17 protein-coding genes are annotated in these 20,984 nt (G+C 53.7%); 14 read left to right on the top strand and 3 right to left on the bottom strand.

Annotated elements, in window-relative coordinates; translation table 11 throughout:
• Positions 1–3: 3 nt before the first annotated feature.
• Entirely contained in the window at positions 4–2,019 is a 2,016-nt protein-coding gene (locus EYB31_RS26550; protein ID WP_131016467.1) for an alpha-L-arabinofuranosidase C-terminal domain-containing protein, read from the top strand.
• A gap of 283 nt (positions 2,020–2,302) precedes the next feature.
• Positions 2,303–3,364, top strand: coding sequence for a hydroxyacid dehydrogenase (locus EYB31_RS26555; RefSeq protein ID WP_165452638.1), 1,062 nt, complete (start codon positions 2,303–2,305; stop codon positions 3,362–3,364).
• A 74-nt stretch (positions 3,365–3,438) separates the two neighbouring features.
• Here EYB31_RS26555 and EYB31_RS26560 read toward each other — a convergent pair whose 3' ends face one another.
• Positions 3,439–5,409: an FUSC family protein gene (locus EYB31_RS26560; RefSeq protein ID WP_165452639.1), complete on the bottom strand. Its 1,971-nt coding sequence runs from the start codon at positions 5,407–5,409 to the stop codon at positions 3,439–3,441.
• A gap of 290 nt (positions 5,410–5,699) precedes the next feature.
• Here EYB31_RS26560 and EYB31_RS26565 point away from each other — a divergent pair, with 290 nt between their 5' ends.
• From EYB31_RS26565 to EYB31_RS26600, 8 genes are all read left to right on the top strand, one after another.
• Complete coding sequence (locus EYB31_RS26565; RefSeq protein WP_131016470.1) at positions 5,700–6,587, top strand: AraC family transcriptional regulator; 888 nt, start codon at positions 5,700–5,702, stop codon at positions 6,585–6,587.
• A 123-nt stretch (positions 6,588–6,710) separates the two neighbouring features.
• Positions 6,711–8,060 carry a DUF455 family protein gene (locus EYB31_RS26570; protein WP_131016471.1) on the top strand — a complete coding sequence of 450 codons (1,350 nt, stop codon included), beginning with the start codon at positions 6,711–6,713 and terminating at the stop codon, positions 8,058–8,060.
• Between the two features lie 225 nt (positions 8,061–8,285).
• The gene (locus EYB31_RS26575; RefSeq protein WP_131016472.1) at positions 8,286–9,614 is read left to right on the top strand and encodes an ABC transporter substrate-binding protein; all 1,329 of its coding nucleotides are present in this window, start codon (positions 8,286–8,288) and stop codon (positions 9,612–9,614) included.
• A gap of 91 nt (positions 9,615–9,705) precedes the next feature.
• Entirely contained in the window at positions 9,706–10,602 is an 897-nt protein-coding gene (locus EYB31_RS26580; protein ID WP_131016473.1) for a carbohydrate ABC transporter permease, read from the top strand.
• A gap of 5 nt (positions 10,603–10,607) precedes the next feature.
• Positions 10,608–11,447 (top strand): carbohydrate ABC transporter permease, encoded by an 840-nt coding sequence (locus EYB31_RS26585; protein WP_131016474.1) that lies wholly within the window; start codon positions 10,608–10,610, stop codon positions 11,445–11,447.
• Positions 11,448–11,475: 28 nt separating this feature from the next.
• A complete protein-coding gene (gene bglB / locus EYB31_RS26590; protein WP_131016475.1) occupies positions 11,476–12,552 on the top strand; it encodes a beta-galactosidase BglB in 1,077 nt (358 codons plus the stop codon).
• Positions 12,553–12,569: 17 nt separating this feature from the next.
• On the top strand, positions 12,570–14,369 hold the full coding sequence (locus EYB31_RS26595) for a cache domain-containing sensor histidine kinase (protein ID WP_165452640.1): 1,800 nt from the start codon (positions 12,570–12,572) through the stop codon (positions 14,367–14,369).
• Positions 14,366–16,009, top strand: a complete 1,644-nt coding sequence (locus tag EYB31_RS26600; protein ID WP_131016477.1) for a response regulator transcription factor — start codon at positions 14,366–14,368, stop codon at positions 16,007–16,009. The genes EYB31_RS26595 and EYB31_RS26600 overlap by 4 nt, the downstream gene beginning before the upstream one ends.
• A gap of 64 nt (positions 16,010–16,073) precedes the next feature.
• Here EYB31_RS26600 and EYB31_RS26605 read toward each other — a convergent pair whose 3' ends face one another.
• Positions 16,074–16,895 (bottom strand): helix-turn-helix domain-containing protein, encoded by an 822-nt coding sequence (locus EYB31_RS26605; RefSeq protein WP_131016478.1) that lies wholly within the window; start codon positions 16,893–16,895, stop codon positions 16,074–16,076.
• A 127-nt stretch (positions 16,896–17,022) separates the two neighbouring features.
• Between EYB31_RS26605 and EYB31_RS26610 the strand changes: the two genes are divergently transcribed.
• Complete coding sequence (locus EYB31_RS26610; RefSeq protein WP_131016479.1) at positions 17,023–17,919, top strand: phytanoyl-CoA dioxygenase family protein; 897 nt, start codon at positions 17,023–17,025, stop codon at positions 17,917–17,919.
• A 33-nt stretch (positions 17,920–17,952) separates the two neighbouring features.
• Positions 17,953–18,771, top strand: coding sequence for a sugar phosphate isomerase/epimerase family protein (locus EYB31_RS26615; RefSeq protein WP_131016480.1), 819 nt, complete (start codon positions 17,953–17,955; stop codon positions 18,769–18,771).
• 114 nt (positions 18,772–18,885) lie between these two features.
• On the opposite strand, the gene EYB31_RS26620 is transcribed toward EYB31_RS26615, so the two are convergent.
• Entirely contained in the window at positions 18,886–19,806 is a 921-nt protein-coding gene (locus tag EYB31_RS26620) for a tyrosine-type recombinase/integrase (RefSeq protein WP_131016481.1), read from the bottom strand.
• Positions 19,807–19,975: 169 nt separating this feature from the next.
• Here EYB31_RS26620 and EYB31_RS26625 point away from each other — a divergent pair, with 169 nt between their 5' ends.
• Both EYB31_RS26625 and EYB31_RS26630 read left to right on the top strand, forming a co-directional pair.
• The gene (locus tag EYB31_RS26625) at positions 19,976–20,179 is read left to right on the top strand and encodes a cold-shock protein (protein WP_131016482.1); all 204 of its coding nucleotides are present in this window, start codon (positions 19,976–19,978) and stop codon (positions 20,177–20,179) included.
• Positions 20,180–20,291: 112 nt separating this feature from the next.
• Positions 20,292–20,570 carry an HU family DNA-binding protein gene (locus EYB31_RS26630; RefSeq protein WP_131016483.1) on the top strand — a complete coding sequence of 93 codons (279 nt, stop codon included), beginning with the start codon at positions 20,292–20,294 and terminating at the stop codon, positions 20,568–20,570.
• Positions 20,571–20,984 lie beyond the last annotated feature (414 nt).

Consider the following 20,984-nt stretch of genomic DNA (forward strand, 5'->3'; position numbering starts at 1 on the left):
ACAATGAGCAACCAAGCGAAAATTACGATTCAAGCGGGAGAAGTCCAAGCCGCCACAATTAATCCTTATGTGTTTGGCCATTTTGTCGAGGATATCCGCGACCATATGGACGCTATGCTTGCTTTTGTCCTGAAGGATATGGATTTTGAGGACGAGGCGGTTGGCGGTGTCTCGTCGGGCTGGTATCCGATCAATAACGGGAAAAATACGCGCTTCGAGCTGGAGCCGGCGGCACCCAAACATTCCGGTCACAGTCAAAAAATTAGAATTTACAGCAGCGATCAATGCACCGCCGGCATCGGGCAGCGCATCTCCGTACGCGGCGGCATGGAATACCGTATTCGGCTTGTAGCGCGCGCAGCGCTTGACATTCGCGAGCTGGTGTGCGAAGTGGCCGATGCCGCCGGCGGAAAAACGCTTTGCTCGGCGCAAGTGGAGCTGACCAGCCACAATTGGCGGGAGTATACGTTCACAGTGACACCGGCCGAAACCGCAGAGAACGCGGAATTCCGTCTGCTGATTTCCTCGGAGGGTGCAGCCTGGCCGGACTCCATTGCAACCGGAATCTTGTGGCTTGATCATGTTTCGATGCTGCCTGCCGATAGTAGGGGTATCGTCAAGAAGGAAGTTATCGACTGGAGCCGGGAGCTGAACGCAGGCATGATGCGCCTGGCCGGCAACTATATCAGCGCGTACCATTTTGAGCACGCCATCGGCCCGGAGCTGGAGCGGCCAAATATGATCAACGAGGCGTGGGGAGGCTGGACGAACAAATATTTTGGTACCGACGAGTTTATTCGCTTCTGCCGCGATTTGAACGTCGAACCGCTGATTTGCGTTAATGCCGGCTCCGGTACGCCGGAGGAAGCGGTGCAGTGGATGGAATACTGCAACGGCGGCAAAGATACGCCGTTTGGCGCACGCCGGATCGAATACGGAAACGAAGAACCGTTTGGGGTGAAATATTGGGAAATCGGCAATGAGATTTACGGCCCTTGGCAGGTAGGACATTGTTCCGCGGAGGAATTCGCCCACCGCTACGTCCGCTTCGCCAAAGCGATGAAAGCGGCCGATCCGAACATCATTCTGATGGCCTGCGGAGACGTAAACAGCGAATGGAACAAGACGGTGCTGGATATTGCCGGCGAATATATCGACTATTTGACGCTCCATATTTATCACGGCTTCGGAACCGTCGGCATTGATCCGAATACGCCGAAGGAAGAACGATATAAGGCGATGGTCGCTTACCCGGAAATTACGCGCCATATCGTAAACGAGACGACCGAGCTGATCCGTAGCAGCGCCAAACACGAACATGTGAAGTTGGCCATTACGGAATACACAACAATGTATTATCCGAATACGATCCGCAAAGGCCTTCCGATGGAACATACGCTCGAATCGGCGGTGGCCAACGCGGCTAATCTCAATGAGTATATTCGCCAGGCCTCGATGGTGGAAATCGGCAGCTACTCCGATCTGGTCAACGGCTGGCTGGCCGGCTGTATTCGCGTAGGCGACCATTTTGCCGACCAATACCGCGGGAAACAGCCGGGATGGAGCGGGAAAAGCCAACTGGTCTACGGCACGCCGACATATCACATGATGAAGGTTTACGCGAACCGCGACATTGCCCGCACGGTCACAAGCGCGGTGGATTGCGGCACATTTGGCGTGACGCCGCAAAAAAATCGCTTTGGCGTCAAGCTGGATGAATTGCCCGTGCTGGATGTCGTTTCCTGCCTCAGCGAGTCTGGAGATACGCTGACATTGTTTGTTGTCAACCGGGGTCTTGAGCCCGTTCAGACGGAAATTTCCGTTGATGCCTTTATGATGTCGCCGGATGTAACGATGTGGGAAATTAGCGGGGACGATTACGAAGCGATCAACTCGGTATTTGCGCCGGATTACATCGTCAGCAAGCAGAAGCAGCTGACGTCCGAGCAAGGCCGCTTGACCTGCAGCCTGAACGCGCATTCCATTTACGTGCTGGAGATGAAACGCCGCAACCGATAAGTCTGCCGATCCGGCAATAGCTGGAGGGCTGCTGCGGTTTGCGAAGGCTTTTAACCTCGCGGTAATGCTCCGCAGCAGCTGATCTACGGTAACGAACAGTTGAAGACCATCCGTTTCCCTGATCTTAAGGTCATGGGAGCGGACGGTCTTTTTTGGCGTATGAATTGGACAAGGGAAACTCTCGCAGCCGTCATTTGTTTCGAGCTTGCAGGAGCATGAATATGGCATGTATTGATCTTGAATTTGTATTTGACCGAATGTTCGGACTGCTGCATGATATTGAGTGTACTGGTTGAAATTGGACGGCCATTTCTTGATATACAAGGAGGATGAGCAGGTGGTCAGAAAAGCGGTTATTTTAGCTGCCAGGGAAAATACATCAGTCGGGCAAGTATACAACGGGAGCGTTATGGAGAAATTGAGCCCTTATGTCGACATATACCAAGAATGGGTCCATAGCGGGAATATGAAGCAGCACGCCGAGCAAATCCGCGAGGCCGAAATCGCGTTCTCTACATGGGGGATACCGGAATTTACGGAGGAAGACATTAAAACGTATTTGCCTAATTTAAAAGTGCTGTTTTATGGCGCGGGTTCGGTTCAACGGTTTGCGCGAACGTTTATTTCGCAAGGCGTGACCGTAGTCAGCAGTTGGGCGGCCAACGCCGTCCCCGTAGCGGAATTTACGGCTTCGCAAATCGTGCTTGCCAACAAAGGTTTTTACCGCTCGTTGTTTCGGTATAAGCAGGACAACCGGGAAGCACTGAGCGTCGCCCGGATGTACCCCGGAAATTTCGGGGCGAGAGTCGGCATATTGGGTGCCGGGATGATCGGCAAAAAGGTGGTCCGATTGCTGAAGGCATATGAGCTTTCGATTGATGTGTTTGATCCGTTCCTGCCGGATGCGGCTGCAGCGGAATTGGGCGTAAGGAAAACCGGCCTGCTCGATATTTTCACAAACTGCGACACGATATCCAATCATCTCGCCAACTTGCCGGCAACGGAAGGAATGTTAAATAAAGAGCATTTTGACCGGATGCAGCCGCATGCGACGTTTATCAATACGGGCAGAGGGGCGCAGGTCGTGGAGGCCGATTTAATTCGCGCGCTGAAGGAAGTGCCGACCCGCACCGCGGTGCTTGATGTGACGTTCCCGGAGCCGGTAAGACCGGACAGCGACTTTTTGAACATGGACAACGTCTTCTTGACCCCGCATATTGCCGGCAGCATGAACCGCGAAATTGCCCGCATGGGACACTACATGGCGGAGGAATGCGAGCGATATTGCAACTGTAAGCCCTTACAATACGAAGTTACGCTGCCTATGCTGGAGACGATGGCTTGAACCGACCAGGTGCCCGGAAATCAGCATGGTGAACTTGCAGGCCAAGTAGTTTATCCAAGCGTTAAAGCAATGGTTTAAGCTTTCGTTTCCGGGGGATATGTCGATTCCAGGGCGAGCTGCAGGCAGGCGATTTCTGTATGAATGGCCGGTAAAGACGGCAGCTCGGGAAGTTTCGTCTTGCGTATCAGCCGCCGCTGTTCGGCGGCTTTGGCCATCCATTCCAATGCAAGCAGCAGCTCGGCATGGACAGGAGCGGGCAGGATCGGCCGGTTGCCGTATTTCCAGCATGCGTCCAGCAAGTACCCAAGCCGTTCGATGGACGATACGGCGGGCCTGAGCAGCTCGGGGCCTGAGCGCCGGTGGACAATTTCACCCAATGCGGCAGTGAATACCATATTGACGTTGGCCAGGTTGGTTTGCATTTTGCTCCGTTCAGGAGGTTCTTTTGCCGCTGCAGGATGTGCCGGTTGGGCTGAAAACAGCAGCAGCAGAAATTGCTGCTGGCTGCGAATGGTTTTGGCGATCAGATGCGGAAGCAGCCGGGATGCTTGTTTCCTGCCGATCAATAACGTGCCAAGCAAACCGATCATACAGCCGGCCAGCACGTCGACGGTCCGCGCTGCCGCAAAAAATGCGGCGTCATGGGACAGCGAGCTGCTTTCCGCCAGCAGCAGGGCATTGGGGGTAATGAACAAAGCGGCAATTCCGTAATTATATACGATGGCGAACTCGGTGAATATCGTCAATACGACAATGGCGATCAGGATGACATAACCTTGCGGTTCCAGCGACAAGATGGCAAACGCGATGAGAATGCCCAGTATGGTGCCGATGGACCGCTGCACGGCGCGGTGAAACGTCGAAACGACGGTTGAACCGGACATCACCGCCGCACAAGACAAGGTGACCCAGAACGACCGGTTGAAATCAAACGAAAAAGCGGCGATGGCGGCAACCGTAAGTACGGCCCCAAAACGCACCGCCGTCAGGAACACGATCGAATGTTTGTCAAACGAGCCGCCTAAGACGACGCTTAATGCAGGCTTGGTGAAATGAGCGGTTTGATGAAGCCGGGACAACGGTTCGTGCAGCGCGGCTTCGGCGTCCTGCACCTTGAGCAAGAGCTGATCTGCGTGATGGTTCTCAGCCGGGCGAAACGACGGCAGATCTTCCTGAATGAAGCCGGCTCTACTGCGTTCTCCAATACGCTCACCGATGCTGCGGGCATATTTTCCGATCTCTACGTCCGGCGTTTCGCCGCTCGTCTCCGTATGTTCAAGCAGCTGCACAACAATCAGATTGGCGCGATCAAGCAGCAGAAGAAGGCGTACATACGGCTCCGGCGCCCGCCGGGACGGCCTGCCGGCCAGTAAAATATTTTCGGTTATCTCGAGCTGCCGGATAAGCTTCAGCTTCGCTTCCTCGTACGACCGGGTTCCCGCTGCCTCCATACATGCCGCAAGTTCCACGTATACCTTCTTTACCGCCTCGGTTTCGGGTCCGAACGGATTATGGAGCCAGCCGATCATCCCGATCATCCACGACAAAATTCCCCCTAGCAGCACCAGTCCTGCTCTTAACGGAGCCAAAGCCGGATCGACCGGCATGCCCGTTGCCATCGTGAAAGCAAGTACGAAAAAAATACTTGCCGGCCCTGTTATTTTTAAAGCTCCGAACAGGTAAGTGACAACCATCCCGATCACTCCGACCATTATTGCCGAACCGAGCGGATAAGGGGCGAGAAGTGTCCCCAGTCCGACGGATAAGGACATGCCCAGCGCGGCAAAGCCGATTTTTTTCGCTCTTTGCGCGTATGGAATGTTAAAGACGTACAAATACGTAAGACTTCCGATCCCCGCAAGCAAACCGTAAGCCAAATTGTCCGCCAACAGCCCCAGCAGAACCGGGATTCCGGAGCATATCCCGGCGCTGATCGCCTTTGTCCACGGAAGGGGACTTTTGTTCACGTTGAAGGCTTGCTTAATCACTTGCAGCAGATGAAGCAAGGCGGAATCGGCCGATGCTGTGGTACGTTGTTTAGACAATCCAAGTCCTCCTTGCATAAAATGCACTTAATGGATATTTTTCTCAAATCGCTCTCGTTTATGCGTAAACAGCGTGAAATACGTGTGCAAATATGTGATTCATTCGTGCCGGCAAACAAACAGGCCTTACGATAGCTGCAAAGTCATGGCAGTGGCTTATTTCAAAGCCTAAAAGATTTTTTATGAAATCATTCTTGAAAAAAAGCGGTAAGCACGTAGAATTAAGATAGATTTCTTTGGTGATGAAGCGGCGTCCGCAAGAGAACCTTAACGGCTTGGGAGGGAAATGAATGGACGACAATTTATCCCTTGTCGTGGACCGGGAGTTTAATCAATCGTTAAGCCAGTATCCGGTATTCTGCCAAACGAAGCGGGATACGGCGGTGATGGCTTTTATCCATGCGCATGACGGCTATGAGTTTCATTTTCCCTGCTCTTCCGTTGGCATCTGTGTGGTAGACGGGCAGCAGCTTGAATTCGTACCCGGCAAAATGACGATCATTCGTCCCGGCGCCTATCATTTTATCCGCTCGACGCAAACGGTCGAATATTGGCGGGTGATTTTATCGGTCGACGAGGCGTATCTGAGCGTGCTGTCCGCACAGGAACCGGCAATTTCCGCATTGATTGATGTTTGGTTTCCGTCCGATGAGATTGGAGCGGCGCAGCTGCATGTGGAGTCGAAGGAAGGGATGGAAGCCGTTCAATACCTGCTGCGCACGATCGAAAGGGAGCTGGAGCAGCGGCGTCCGCATTTTCAATTGGTCGTTAAGGCGCGGCTGCTGGAGCTGTTTGCGCTGCTGGGCCGTCTGGAAAGCCCGGATTTGGCTAAACGGACGGTATTGCCGCAAACGTCCCGCCAACTGATGAACAAGGTGGCGGATTACATTTCCGACCGTTATGCCGACACGCTGTCGATGGATACATTAGCGGCGGAATTCCATATGTCAAAATCGTATTTGCACAAGCTGTTTAAGCTGCATACCGGTCAAACGCCAAACCAATACCAGCTGCTTCAGCGGATCAATCATGCGAAGCTGCTGCTTAGCGGAAGCGACGAGCCGATTACGGCGATCTCGCTGCGGCTCGGTTTTGGCGAGATGGCGTATTTCAGCCGCTGCTTCAAGGAAGCGACGGGTGTGACGCCGAGTTTTTACCGGAGCAGCATGCGCGAATAAGGCGGCTTACGTGCAAATATCGGAAAAGTAGAGGATTCTCCAAGCATCGGAGATTCAGGTGCAAGCGTCTTCAAGAAACCTCTGTTACAGTGGTGTTAACCACATAAAACGAGGTGAAGGATAATGGATTCGAAAAAAACAATTATGGTTGACGTCAATGATTTAGGTTTTTTGGACAATACGGAAAATCGGACGGGCTCGTTTGTCCGTCCTGTCGATACCGCGCTGCTCTTGAAGGACTGTTACTGGATCGAATTCGAGCTGTCGCGTATGGCGATGGGCTGGGTGACGGGGGCGGCCGACTGGGAATGGAAAGGCGATCTCGTACGTATGGGCTACCTGCATACCGAGCATATGAAAAAACTGCGCGATCGTGTCGCCGAGCTTCCCGGCGCCGCTTTAAGCGACAGGTCCTGGACACCGGCGCGGGTGGCGGACGTTTTCTTGTCCGTGTCGCTTGCACCCGCTTTTCCCGAATTTGCTTGGGCGTACCGCAGCTTTGTGAGCAAGCTGTACAACAGATACGCCGGGCTTGCCGATACGCTTGATCCGATTCTCGAAGCGCCAACGCTGGATGCGCTGCGTGTCATTGAGCTGGACAGGAAGCAGCTTGTAAGCTGGGCCGAACCGCATGTCCGCTTCGCTTACGTGGACGATCCGCAATCGCGGCAGCGGTTTGACAGCTGGTGCCGTTACGTCGATCAGAAGTGGGACGAACTGTTTGCGGAAGAATCGGCGCCGGCGGCCGAGTGGGCAGAACGGCTGAAGTATCCGCCTGCGGGTCCGGTTCCGGCCATTCCGGCCGCCGATCCGAAATACCCGCATGTTGACCTGAACCGTTATAAAAGCGCGATGTTCGACCCGAAGTCGCCGACCTATGACAGCGTCAAACATATGATTTTTATTAACGCCAGCGAGATGTCGGCAACGGAAAGCCTGACTTATTTGTATTACGGCGTGCAGAAGATGCCGATGGAGTTTTATCACGATATCGCCCGCCATACGTGGGATGAAGCCCGGCACAGCCGCATGGGCGTGCGGCGGTTGAAGCAGCTTGGCTACCGCACCGAGGATTTCTCCTGGCACCCGTCGACGGCGCTGACGCCGGACAATCTGGAGCGCACGTTCCCCGAGTTTTATTCCACCTTGACGATGGTGATGGAGCCGTGTTCGTTTATCAAAAAACGCAAGTCGATTGATGCGTTTAAGCACTACGGGGATGCGTTATCGTCGCTGCAATCGGAATACGACATCGCCGACGAACGGCTGCACGTTCAATTCGGCAAAAAATGGGGCGCCAAGCTGTTCGAGCAGATCGACGACTTTGTGACGGCCCAGTCCGTCGCCGATAAAGCGAAGCAGCTCCATCTGCAGAAAATGGGGTACTCGCAAGAGGAAATCGACGGCGTGCTGAGAAGTTTCCCCGAGTTTTGCGGTTTCGCGACGATGGATTTGAAATACGACAACTACTAAGACGTACGGACCGTACGGATGGTTATAAACGCTGCGCTAAACACACGCACCAAAACGCACGGAGCCCGATTCACCGCTTATCCAGCGGACCGGGCTTTTTGTTTGCCCGGGTAAAGGTGCGTTGTTTTTTACAAAAAGAGCGTTCGTTTCTGCATTCACTGGCGGTGAAACGCCTTGTATAGTAAAAAAGGAAAGCGCAATCATAAACAGGGAGGCGAAACGATTGTGAAACAAAGAAAAATATGGGGGACGGGGACGGCCGTTTTGTTGTCATTGTCGCTGGCGGCAGGATGCAGCGGCGGCGGATCGGCGGGAACTGCAAATTCAACCGGACCAAGCCCGGCGGCGGGAGCGAATTCCGCGGCGCCTGCGAAAAAAGTTGAGCTGCGTGTGTTATGGTGGGGCACTCAGGACCGCCACGATATGACCGTCAAGGCGTTGGAGCTGTTCGAAAAGAAATATCCCGACATCAAAGTGAAACCGGAGTTTTCCGGATTCGACGGCTACTTCGATAAATTAAACGTCCAAGTCAGCGGCGGCAATGCGCCGGATTTGTTCCAAATCACGTACCAGGTAATGAACGATTATGCCTCGCGCGGAGCTTTGCTGGACCTGAATACATTGAAGCTGAATTTGGCCGATGTTGATGAAGGAACCCGTAAAATCGGGATGTATCAGGATAAAATGATGATGCTTGCCGCAGGAGTCAATACGTCGGCATTTGCCATCGACCCGGCACTGTTCCAAAAAGCCGGCATTACGCTCAAAAATCGCTTCACCTGGAACGAATTTGCCGCCGCCAGTAAGCAGGTGGCCGAAAAGTTGGGCAAAGGTTCTTACGGAACCCCGGATTATATGAATAACCCGGATATGCTCAACTACTTCATGCGGCAGAAGGGCAAGTCGTTTTTCGACGGCAAAAAACTCGGGTTTGACCAAGCCGATCTTGTCGAGTTTTTCACCTATTGGGACGGGCTGCGCAAGTCGGGAGCGGCAGCGCCGGCGGAAATTACGGCCTCCGTTACAAGCGGCGAGCTGGAGAAGCAGCTGATCGTCAGCGGCAAAAGTCCTGTTGTACTGCTGGGCTCAAACCAGATCGGCAGCATGCAGTCACTGGCTAACCGCGACTTGCAGATGATGCTGTGGCCGTCGATGGAAGGCGGCAAGGAAGGCCACTATATCTCGGCCGGGGTGGCCTGGTCGATCTACCAGAAAAGCGCCCATCCGAAAGAAGCGGCCATGCTGCTGGACTTCCTGACCAACGATCTGGAAGCTGCCAAAATACTCGGCGCCAACCGCGGCGTGCCGATTTCGGCCAAAGTACGCGAGGCTGTGGGCAGCTCGCTGAGCGCGACGGATAAAAAGCAGTTCGCTTTTATCGACGAGATGGCGAAGGTGGCGACGCCGTTTAACCCGAACCAGCCGGTGGGAGCGGGCGAAGTGCAAAGCTTGCTCGTCAACATCACGCAGCAGGTTCAGTTTGAGAAAAAGAGCATCGCGGAAGCGGCAGCGGAATTCGTGACGAAAGCGAATCAGATTTTGCAGGCGAAATAACATGGCTTATTCATGGGCGATTCGGGGCTGCGGGCGGTTTCATCCGCGCCCCGCTGTCGTTTTTGTTTCCGGAAGCAGGGAGGTTTAACCAATGGGCAGCAGAGCGTTTCGAGCCAATATCAGCGCATATATGTTTTTGGCGCCATGGCTGATAGGGCTATTTTTATTTATGGTTGGGCCTATGCTGGCTTCGCTATATTTGGCTTTTACAAAATATGATCTTGTGTCCGCACCAACTTGGATCGGGCTGCAAAACTTCCAGACGATGTTTGCCGACCCGCGGTTTTATTTGGCCGTGCGCGCGACGGTGCTGTTCGTTGGCGTTGCCGTACCGCTGAAGCTGGCGGCGGCTCTGGGCGTTGCGCTGCTGATGAACCGCAATCTGCGCTTGATCGGGCTGTACCGGACGGTGTATTATGTGCCGTCGCTGATCGGCGGCAGTGTGGCCGTATCCGTCATGTGGCGGCAAATTTTCGGCGGTGACGGTATTTTCAACCGGTTTCTGGGGCTGCTGGGAGCGGACAATATGACGATCTGGATCGCAAGCCCGAAATACGCGATCTATACGATATGTTTGCTTGCCGTCTGGCAGTTCGGTTCGTCGATGGTCATTTTTTTGGCGGGGCTGAAGCAAATTCCCGAATATTTATACGAGTCGTCCGCCATCGACGGCGCCGGTAAAGTGCGGCAGTTTGTTTCCATTACGCTGCCGATGCTGTCGCCTGTGCTGTTTTTTAATCTCGTTATGCAGACGATCGGCGCTTTTCTTATGTTTACGCAGGCGTTTATCGTGACGAAAGGCGGACCGATGGATGCTACGCTTGTGTACGCTTTGTTTCTTTACGAGCAAGGGTTTTCGTTTATGAAGATGGGTTATGCTTCCGCGCTTTCCTGGGTGCTGCTTGTCGCCATCGGCCTGTGCACGCTGCTGTTTTTTGCGACTTCGCGTTATTGGGTTTATTATGAGACGGACGGTGACAAGGAATGACTCGCATGCAAGCAAATCTGACCCGCCGCACGCTGCTCCATTTGATATTGCTGGCACTCGGCCTCGTGATGGTTTATCCGGTCATCTGGATGCTGCTGAGCTCGTTTAAAAGCGACTCGCACATATTTTCTTCATCAGCGCTGCTGCCAGAAGTATGGTCGACGGCCAATTATACGAAGGGTTGGAGCGGGGTTCCGAAAATCAGCTTTGGCACTTTTTTCGCCAACTCGTTTTTTGTTGCGGGAGCGGTGGTCGTCGGCAATGTCGTCTCGGCTTCGTTGACCGCCTTTGCATTCGGCCGGATGCAGTTTAAGCTGAAGCAGCTTTGGTTTTCCGTCATGATTGTGACGATGATGCTGCCGGCGCAAATTATTTTGATCCCGCAATATTTGCTGTTTAACAAGCTGGGCTGGGTAAACACGTATTTGCCGCTGATTGTGCCGCACTTTTTTGGCGCTGCGCCGTTTTTTATATTTCTGATGGTGCAGTTCATCCGCGGTTTGCCTAAGGAATTGGACGAATCGGCGCGGATGGACGGCTGCGGCGTTTTTCAAATCTTTTTGCGTATCGTGATGCCTTTGTGTGTGCCGGCGATTATTACGACAGCAATATTCAGCTTTATTTGGACGTGGGACGACTTCTTTACGCAGCTTGTATATATTAACGATCCGGTTAAATTTACAGTGCCGCTTGGCTTACGGCTGTTTTTGGACGGCGGGGGCACAAGCCAGTGGGGAGCGATGTTCGCCATGTCGGTGCTGTCGCTGATCCCGAGTTTTATGGTTTTTTTGCTCGCACAGAAGTATTTTGTACAAGGAATTGCAACCACCGGGATGAAAAACTGACCGGGTTTCAAAGGAGGATGGGGCATAAATGCAGCCGTTAAACGGGCTTAACCGGGCGCAGCTGGAAGATGCGATATCACAAGTGATCCGCGGCATGCAGGGGCTTAAGGCAACGATCGCGGAGGATACTCCCGCGAGCATCATTTCCATGGATGTATGGGATTGGTCGCAGGGGGTTGGGTTATTTGCGCTTTACAGATATTATAGAGAGACAGGGGATACAGCAACGCTGGACTATTTGACCGGCTGGTTCGCAAAACGGATCAATGAAGGGCTGCCTTCTCCCAATATCAATACGATGTGTCCGCTGCTTACGCTGAGTTATTTGTACGAGGAGACGGGGGATGCCGAGGCGCTGCGCCTTTGTGGGCAGTGGGCGCAATACGCGGTGCAGGACTTGCCGCGAACGGCCGAGCTGGGCTTTGCCCACACGGCTGTCGACAGCCCCAACGAAGGCGAACTGTGGGACGATACGCTGTACATGACTGTGCTGTTTGTTGGGCGTATGGGGATGCTTTTGCAAAAAGACGATTACGTGCAGGAGAGCATTAGGCAGTTTCTCGTGCACCTGAAATATTTGACGGACGTTCGCAGCGGACTGTTTTTCCACGGCTGGACGTTTAAGGAGCGGCACCACTTCGCCCAGGCGTTATGGGGTCGCGGCAACGCTTGGTATACCGCCGGTCTTGTCGATTATCTCGAGATGGTGACGGTGCCGGAAGGGGTTCGCCGTTTTCTGCTGACCTCGCTGAACCGGCAGATTGATGCGTTGGCCGAACTTCAGGCCGAAAGCGGCTTGTGGCACACGCTGCTGGACGACCCGGCTTCGTATGAGGAAACGTCGGCTTCGGCCGGTTTTGCCTACGGGATATTAAAAGCGGTTCGCATGGGCTACACCGATGCTTCGCGCCGGATCGTCGGCGAGCGGGCGCTAGAGGCCGTGCTGCGGCAAATTGATGCGGACGGGGCCGTACAAGGCGTGTCTTACGGTACAAGGATGGGACGCACGCTGCAGTTTTACAAGGACATTCCGCAATGTCCGATGCCTTACGGCCAATCTATGACGCTGCTGATGCTGGTCGAAGGGCTGCGGCATTTCAAATAACAACAGGGGGTGAACACATGAAGAAGGGACAATGGCGAATCAGGCCGATCCTGCTGCTGGGCTTTATCGGTCTGACGTGGCTTCTTCTGCTGCTCACCTGTTTGATTTTTTACTGGAACGTCTCTAAGACGGTGATCGGGCAAATCGTCGATAACCGGCTGGAGCTGATCGACCAAACTCACGGCCAAATCAGCTCGCGGTTCCGCGATGTGGAGGAAATTGCGCTGGTCATCTCCTCCAATCCGAACCTGATCGACGCTTTCGGCGACAACAGCCGCGATGTGTACAGCCTCATTCAGACCCGGCGTGATGTCGTTAACAATGTGGTGAATCCTTTTTTGTATTCCAAGCCTTATTTATCCAGCGTGAGATTGTTCAGCGACCGTTTTAAAAACTTGCCGTTATCCGCTCTGGACCGGGTGTACCCGATGTCGGCCGCGGAATGGGACCAGGAAGTGCTGAACCGATCGGATTCGTTCTGGGCCGGTTCCCATCCGGATCCCGTCGCCGCTTACCAATCGAAGCAGGTCATCTCTTACGTCCGCAAAATATTCAACGGCCAGGGCCGCGTGATCGGCCTTGTCGAGATGAATATGGATGAAAGCTCGCTTTCGCAGCTGCTGCATGGCGAACGCAAGGTGTACGACGGCATGCTGCTTATTACGGACGGCGGGGGGCGTGTCGTCACCCGGCTGACTTCGTTTGCGGACGGCAGGCTGCCGGAGGAAGTAGACGAGTCACGTTGGATGGACAATATTCGCGACGTGCAGCAGGACGGTTATCATGCGGCGACGATCGGGGGAGAGCCGTATCTGGTGCTTTATTCGTATCCGGACAAAACACAGTGGCGCCTGATCGAGTTGATCCCGACGGAACGCATCTACGGGCCTGTGAAGCAAATCCGCAATGCGGTGCTGGCGATCGGCATCGCCGGGCTGCTGCTGAGCTGTATCATCGCTTATTATTTATCGGGACGGATGACACGCCAAATCCCCGAGCTGCTTGGCGCTTTCCGCCGCGTACAGGTCGGCAAGCTGGACACGAAAATATCCGAGCAGCATGCGATTTTCGAATACCGCCAGATCGCTTTATCGTTTAACCGGATGGTTGATGAGCTGAACATGCTGATCGAGAGCCGCGAGAAGGAGCAGCGGGCGGCGCAGGAGGCGGAATACCGCGTTCTGGAAAATCAGATCAACCCGCATTTTCTGTACAATACGCTGGATATGATCAACTGGATGGCGGCGGCCAAAGGGGCGAAGGAAGCCAGCCTGATGTCCGCCAAGCTGGGCAGGCTGTTCCGGCTCAGCTTAAGCAAGGGCAAATCGTTTATTTCGCTTGCCGAGGAGATGGAGCATGCGGCGATTTATGCGCAGATTCAGCAGGCGCGGTTCAAGGAGTCGTTCCTATACGAGGAGCGGATGGCGCCGGACACTGAGCAGCTGTTTGTGCCAAAGCTCATGATCCAGCCGCTGATCGAAAATTCGATCGTGCACGGCTTCCGCAATCCGGCGGCGGAGCGTACGTTCCGGATCACCGTAAGCGCCTACCTGGCCGGTGAAAACCGCAGCGAGCTGATCATCGTGATTGAAGATAACGGCGAAGGCGTGGCTGACCCGGCGGAAGCGGATACCCGTAAAGCTCAAAAAGGCACAGGAGGACACGGCATGGATAATGTGCGCAAGCGGATACAGCTATACTACGGCGCGGGATATGGGGTAACGCTGAACAACCGTCCGGAAGGCGGGGCGCGGACGGAGATCAGAATCCCTGCCGCCGCCTGTCAATCGGAAACAAATCGGGGTGTAAGCGGATGAGAATATTGATTGTCGACGACGAACATCACATTATGGACGGACTGGTGCAGCTCGTTGACTGGCGGCGGCTTGGCGTGACCGATGTGGATACGGCCGTCAACGGACTGCAGGCGCTGGAACGGTACGAAACCTGCAAACCCGACTTGATCGTAACCGACATTACGATGCCGCTGATGGACGGGCTGACCTTCCTGGAGCGCGTGCGGCAGACCGATCCCGATACGCCTGCGATCATCTTAAGCGGCTACGACGAGTTCGAATATGCAAAAAAAGCGCTGCATCTGCGTGTGTTATATTATGTCATGAAACCGATTGTGTTGTCCGAAATCGAGCAGATGCTGTACGAAGTGATTCAGAAGATGTGCCGTGAAGCGAAGCAAAAGCAATATGACGAGCAATTCAGCCGGATGGTGCAAAACCAGCTGCCGGTGCTGCGCGAGCAGTTTTTGTACAAAATCGTCTCGGCGGGGCTGAAAAACAGCGATATTTCCGAGGAACAGCTGACTTTCTACGAGCTGCCCCAGGAGATTTCCGGCGGTGCGCTGCTGCTTACGCTTGGACTATACCGGACGACCGAAAGGCATAACGAGTCGGAGCGCGATTGGCAGCTGTTCAAATTTTCCGCGCTGAATATCGTGCAGGAGTCGATTGCTTCAGAGTCGGGTGCGGAGGCGGCATATCCGCTGCAATACATGGAGGACCGGCTGCCGATTCTTATTTGCGGGAGCGGTGCGGAGGCCGCAAGGGAGTGCGCCCGCCGGCTTGCCGGGCTGCTGCTTGACCGGATCGGCCGCTTCCTTGCGGTTGAAGCCAACGCGGGGATCGGGCAATGGTACGGCGAGCCGGACAAATATTGCCTGTCGCTGAAGGAATCCGCCGATATGCTGCGGCTTGCCGAACACGAGGGGTACCAGCTCGTGCTCAGCGCAGGGGAGGATCACCGCACGTCATGGGAAGCTGCGGAACAGCAAAGCGAGCTGCTGAACCTGCTGACGGAGGCGCTTGCGCGGGGGGACGAATCGGCAGCGCTGCAGCTGTGGGCGGATATCGAACACCGCTTGGAACGCAGCCGTTCCGGACTGGGCCATATCCAGACCGCAGCTATCGCGATGATCAGCCATGTGGTGCTTGGCTTGTCCAAGCTGGGGACGCAGCTGCCGGAGGGGGATGCGCTGCAGCCGCTGCGCGTCTTTCAAGATATTCAAGCCGCACGGGCAAACGAAGAGGTATTGCGAATTGTAAAAGAATATGTTCGAACGAAATGGCTCAATCCGCTCGGGGGAGAAAGCCATGCGGGAGCGGGCGACTATACGGCTGTCGTCAAACGCAAGGTGGAAGCTTGTTATCATCAGCCGCTTTCGTTTGCCGATATTGCCGGGGAGCTGCATTTGTCCCGCAACTATTTGGGATATGTGTTCAAACGGGAGACGGGGGTCAGCTTTATTCAATATTTGACCCAATACCGCATCGAACGTTCGAAAGATTTGCTGCGCACGAAGCGGTATATGATATCGGAGGTGGCGGAGAAAGTCGGCTTCGCCGATGCGGCTTATTTCAGCCGCGTGTTCCGCGGAGCGGTTGGCATGAGCCCGCTTGAATACGTGTCCGAGCTGCCATCGCATCCGGCGAGTACGTTTTAAAGCTGGCCGGACAGCGCGCCGCCAAGACTTGCGGGCTGCCAAGCTTTGCTTCCGGCGGTTCGCTTTAGCGATGGCTTCGCGGCTCCAGCGCACGTGCCCGGTATTGTGAAGGCGATTGGCCGGCAAACTGCTTGAACTGTTTGCTGAAAAAGTAAATATCCGAATATCCAAGCGTATCGGCGATCTGCGACACATTTAACGTGCTTTCCGCCAGCAGGTGGCATGCCCGTTCGATGCGGGTTTTGGCGATAAACGTTTTTAAGGACAATCCGGTCTGTTGTTTGAACAGGATGTTCAAATAACGCGCCGACAATCCCGACAAATCGGCGAGCTGCTCATGGCTTGGCGGCGAAGCGACATGTTCCTTGATGTGCCTGACGATCCGGCGGACGACCGCATGGTGTTTTGCGGACGGATCCTGCTCGATGAAGGCGGCTCGCGCCAGCATGGTGAGCATCGCTTGCAGCAGGATGGCGAATTCCGCGGCGTCCATGTCGAGGGCGGCTGAGGTTGCCGCCGGCTGGGGATCGTCCAAGACGATCAGCCGATGAAGCAGCGTCTCCGGCCAGGCCGTGTCCGTCAAATGGACGCAGGGCGGCAGGGCGGGCACTTGCTCCGGAGTGCCTTGAAAATGGATAAAAATAACGGTTAATCTGTGGTTTTCATCCTGCACCGCCTCAATCCGGTCTCCGGGACGGAACAGGAAGCAGCAGCCGGCATAAGCGGCATGCCGCTGGCCGTTCAGATTCACTTCGCCTTCGCCCGACACGACATACCACAGATCGTAATCGGTCAGCGGCTGCGGCCGCCAGTTCCAGCCTTTCTCACAGCGGGCTTTGCCGGAGTGGCGGCTGCTTGCGAGCGGGACGGCAAATGGCAGATCCATTGTTCATTCCTCCTGCACTTTCGCATTTCAGTACAAAAATTCGGAATCGTACAACATCCTAAAAAATCGCCTTCATTACTATAATCGATTATATAGTAAAACGATTCTATTAGGGAGTGAATGGACGATGAGTACAAATACGAACAGCTCTTCCGAAGTGGCTCAAGGGGTATATATGGGGCAGGCCGTTACGATACGGGCCACTGCTATGACCAATGAAGAAATCGCTTCCCAGCTGTACCGGTATGAGCGTGTTTCTCCCTTGGTGCCGTCGCTTGCGGACCTGGGCGAAGCTGAGTTAAAGCTTTACAAGCAGCAAGGTTATCTCGGCGTGGAGAAGGTGCTTTCCGCGGACCAAGTGCAGGCGGCGACCGGAGCGTTAATGGACCTGATTTTCGAAGACGCAAAAGAAGCCCGCATTCAGTACACGAGGCCGCGCAGCGAGCTGCACAGCCGCGAGGAGCAGGAGCTGGCGGTGCGCAAGGTGCATGATTACGTGCCCAGCGACGAAACGCTGACCGCAATCGCGGGCGATCCCGCGCTGCTTGCAGCGGTTCGCGACATCCTGGGTGACGAGCCGGTATTGGTGCAAAACATGGCGCTGCTGAAGCCCCCGCATGTTGGGGGCGAGAAGCCGTGGCATCAGGATATGGCTTACGGGCCGCTGGCTTATGATAAGCCGATTGTCGGCGTATGGATTGCGCTGGACGAGGCGGCGCTGGATAATGGATGTATGCATGTGGTCCCGCGGTCGCACATGGATGGCGGGGTGCCTCATTATGCGGTGCGCGATTGGCAAATTTGCGATACGAGTGTGCGCGTGGAACACGACGTGGCTGTACCGCTGCCGCCGGGCGGAGCTTTGTTTTTCCATGGCATGCTGCATCACGGGACGCCGCCGAATGGCAGCGACAAGCGGCGGCGGGCGCTGCAGCTTCATTATGCGGGCAGCTCCTCACGGAAGGTGCGCCCGGATGAATACAAACGAATGTACACAAATGAGATGACCGACGCAGAGTGTTGATGTATCTGCGCTAAAATGTAAGGAGGACGTATTTTGCAGACGATCATTGCTAAAGCCTTTTGGGGTATGGACGGCACGGTGGAGGAAAAAGTCAGGCGTATCGCCGAGGGGGGATACGATGCGGTGGAGGCCCCGGTTCCGCAGGGCGTGCGGCCGGGGGAGTTTCGTACGCTGCTGGACGAATATGGCTTAAGCTACATCGCCCAGATGGCGACGGCAGGCGGAGATCAGGCGGCCGAACATGCCGTTTCTTTCGGGGAACGGCTGCGGCAGGCCGCAGAATACGGGCCGCTGTTCGTCAACTGCCACACGGGCCGCGACCGGATGGAAACCGACGAGCAGCTCCGCTTATTCCACAGCGTGCTGCGTGACGAATCCGATGTTGGTGTGCCGGTCGCCCACGAAACGCATCGCAGCCGGTGCATGTATACGCCTTGGACAACGGCCAAGCTGCTGAAAGTGTATCCTGAACTGAAGATATCCGCAGATTTCAGCCATTGGGTATGCGTGACGGAATCATTTCTGCAGGCAAGCGAAGCGGATGTTCATCTTGCGATCGACCGTGCGCTGCATATTCACGGGCGGGTCGGTTATTTTCACGGCCCGCAGGTGGCGGATCCCCGCGCTCCCGAGGTAGCCCAAGAGGTAAACGTACACGAAGCGTGGTGGCAGCGCATTTATGAAGCGAGAAAAGCGGCGGGAGCGGAGTTGTTTACGTTTACGCCGGAATATGGGCCTCCCGGCTACATGCATGTGCTGCCGTACACGCGGCAGCCGGTTTCCGATTTGTGGGAGATATGCGATTGGGGCCGCCAGCGTGTGCCCGAATGGATCGGTGCGGATCGTAAATAAGCTTTACAGCCAAAATCAAAGCCGGATCAAACACCGTAAAGGTGTCTCGGATCCGGCTTTATTTGTTTTCTGTCTGGACACGCATTCCATTGATGACGAGGTGGTACCATTTCCCTAAAACGAGGGCAGAGCCGGCGTATGATGGGAGTTACCGGCCTGCGCAATGCCCTTGACGTAAATCATTGTTGTGTCCAGACTATAGTGTCCCATAATTTGCGCCAGACGGTGCAACGGGGTGTTCTCCGCCATCACGTAACCGAACCGGTGCCGCAGATCGTGAGCGCTTAATCCTTCGAGCCGCGCCGATTTCATGTATTTTTGAATCATATGGCGTAAAGCTCGTTCGGTTAATCGATTGCCGGTTTTCTCCGATGGAAACAGATAAGGACTATCCGAAGGAAGGACTGCGAGATATTTTTCTAAAGCAGCTCTGCAGGCAGCGTTCAAAGGTACTTCCCGCTGTTTATTCCGTTTGCCTGATCGAACTGTAAGCTGACCGCTGGGTTTACCGATTTGAATATCTCCGGGAGCCAGATCGCATACTTCCATTGTTCGTAAGCCGGTATGAAGCATCACGATGAGAATCGTCTGATCCCGAAGGGAACCGCCGTGCTCAGCCGCAGCGATCAATGCAGCTTCTTCTTTGTTTGTCATCTGCCTGGGAATTCCCTTTTCTTCCGGAACCAATTTAACCGGCTTCGCAGGGTCGTGGCGAATCTTGGATTCCAGCAAGGCCCACTCGAAAAAACGTTTCAGGGTTATGAGCCGTCGATTAATGGTCGCCGGTCTCAAATCCATTACTTTTTGCGCCGCTTCCCGATACCGTGTTAATGTTGGAGTAGCTATATATTCAATTCGAAATATAACCTCTTCCTCTGGGTGGCCAGTTGTCTCAAACCAACCAATGAAGTGTTTCAGGTCGCTTGCGTATTCCTTTAGGGTTTTGGGATTCAAATCTTCGTGAGTGGTGAGAGTGTGAATGAAGTCTCGAATGATCTGTTCTCCTTGTCTAGAAATCCCGGTTGTTTCACTCATTAGCAAGACCTCCAAATATTGACTTACATTAGCGGACATGGTATCCTTATCTTAACCAATACATTAGCGGACATCAAGTACGAGTTCTGAAAATGCCTAATGACCGCTATTCTTTATTAGTAGCCATTGAAATGGTTGTGTTTAATAATTTAGTTTTTGGAGGAATCCTATGCAAACAGGTACAGTTAAATGGTTTAATGCTGAAAAAGGCTTTGGTTTTATCGAAATCCAAGACGGAAACGACGTATTCGTTCATTTCAGCGCGATTGAGGGCGATGGTTACAAGTCGTTGGATGAAGGTCAACGCGTTCAGTTCAATGTAGTCCAAGGTAATCGTGGATTGCAGGCTGAAAATGTTTCTAAAATTTATTAAATCATTCGAGCTGCTCTAAACCTGGGGCAGTTTTTTGTTTATTCCCGCTTTTACACTCATGCACGAGGACTGTCATTTTCGTAATTAAAATAATATAAGCGAGGTATTGTAAATGAACAAAGAACAATTGATCGAAGATGTGGCGAAATCTAGTGGATTTTCAAAAAAGAATGCTGAAAAAGCAGTAACGCATGTTCTGGACTCGATTTTTGAAGCTCTAAAGCAAGGCAAAGAAGTTCAACTGGTTGGCTTCGGAAAATTTAATGTCCGTAGTCGTGAAGCACGTATGGGAAGAAGCCGTAAAACCGGTGAAGAGGTGGAACTTCCGGCGGGTAAAGTTCCTGTATTCACGGCAGGAATCACTCTGAAAAAAGCTTTAAATCAAGCCTGACGCCATCAAATGCGAATATAAAATAAAGATGTGACCACATCAGAAAAGCGGTTTTTTATTAAAACAAGTACACATGATTCGAACGTTAGTGTCGTATTTTCTACAGTTGACGACATAATTAATTTTTATTCCAACAAACAGAGTTTGCAGAGCAAAGTGGACGATCTGAACAATTTAAAAGGTCACAAAGACAAGGAAAGGAATGGTATATCAACGAAATGACTCTTTATAACCGGCCTGTAAGGACAATCAACAAGAGTTCGTGGTTGATAATGATTTCCTGTGTTTTTACTTCATTTGTCTTCACTGTTTGGGGAGGATGCCTTTTGCTTGGCTGCCTCCTTTACATTGCCTTCTCGAATCTAAAAGTCAGAAACATCTTGGTAAGATCGGGAAATTCATTGCTGCGAACGG

It is taken from the genome of Paenibacillus thalictri (genome assembly GCF_004307995.1).
Classification (GTDB): Bacteria; Bacillota; Bacilli; order Paenibacillales; family NBRC-103111; genus Paenibacillus_AF; species Paenibacillus_AF thalictri.

Bases quoted from the DNA above. Each gene is read 5' to 3' on its own strand.
- EYB31_RS26550 (WP_131016467.1), top strand. From the start codon at position 4: ATGAGCAACCAAGCGAAAATTACGATTCAAGCGGGAGAAGTCCAAGCC.
- EYB31_RS26565 (WP_131016470.1), top strand. From the start codon at position 5,700: ATGGACGACAATTTATCCCTTGTCGTGGACCGGGAGTTTAATCAATCG.
- EYB31_RS26570 (WP_131016471.1), top strand. From the start codon at position 6,711: ATGGATTCGAAAAAAACAATTATGGTTGACGTCAATGATTTAGGTTTT.
- EYB31_RS26580 (WP_131016473.1), top strand. From the start codon at position 9,706: ATGGGCAGCAGAGCGTTTCGAGCCAATATCAGCGCATATATGTTTTTG.
- EYB31_RS26585 (WP_131016474.1), top strand. From the start codon at position 10,608: ATGCAAGCAAATCTGACCCGCCGCACGCTGCTCCATTTGATATTGCTG.
- bglB (WP_131016475.1), top strand. From the start codon at position 11,476: ATGCAGCCGTTAAACGGGCTTAACCGGGCGCAGCTGGAAGATGCGATA.
- EYB31_RS26595 (WP_165452640.1), top strand. From the start codon at position 12,570: ATGAAGAAGGGACAATGGCGAATCAGGCCGATCCTGCTGCTGGGCTTT.
- EYB31_RS26600 (WP_131016477.1), top strand. From the start codon at position 14,366: ATGAGAATATTGATTGTCGACGACGAACATCACATTATGGACGGACTG.
- EYB31_RS26605 (WP_131016478.1), bottom strand. From the start codon at position 16,895: ATGGATCTGCCATTTGCCGTCCCGCTCGCAAGCAGCCGCCACTCCGGC.
- EYB31_RS26610 (WP_131016479.1), top strand. From the start codon at position 17,023: ATGAGTACAAATACGAACAGCTCTTCCGAAGTGGCTCAAGGGGTATAT.
- EYB31_RS26620 (WP_131016481.1), bottom strand. From the start codon at position 19,806: ATGAGTGAAACAACCGGGATTTCTAGACAAGGAGAACAGATCATTCGA.
- EYB31_RS26625 (WP_131016482.1), top strand. From the start codon at position 19,976: ATGCAAACAGGTACAGTTAAATGGTTTAATGCTGAAAAAGGCTTTGGT.
- EYB31_RS26630 (WP_131016483.1), top strand. From the start codon at position 20,292: ATGAACAAAGAACAATTGATCGAAGATGTGGCGAAATCTAGTGGATTT.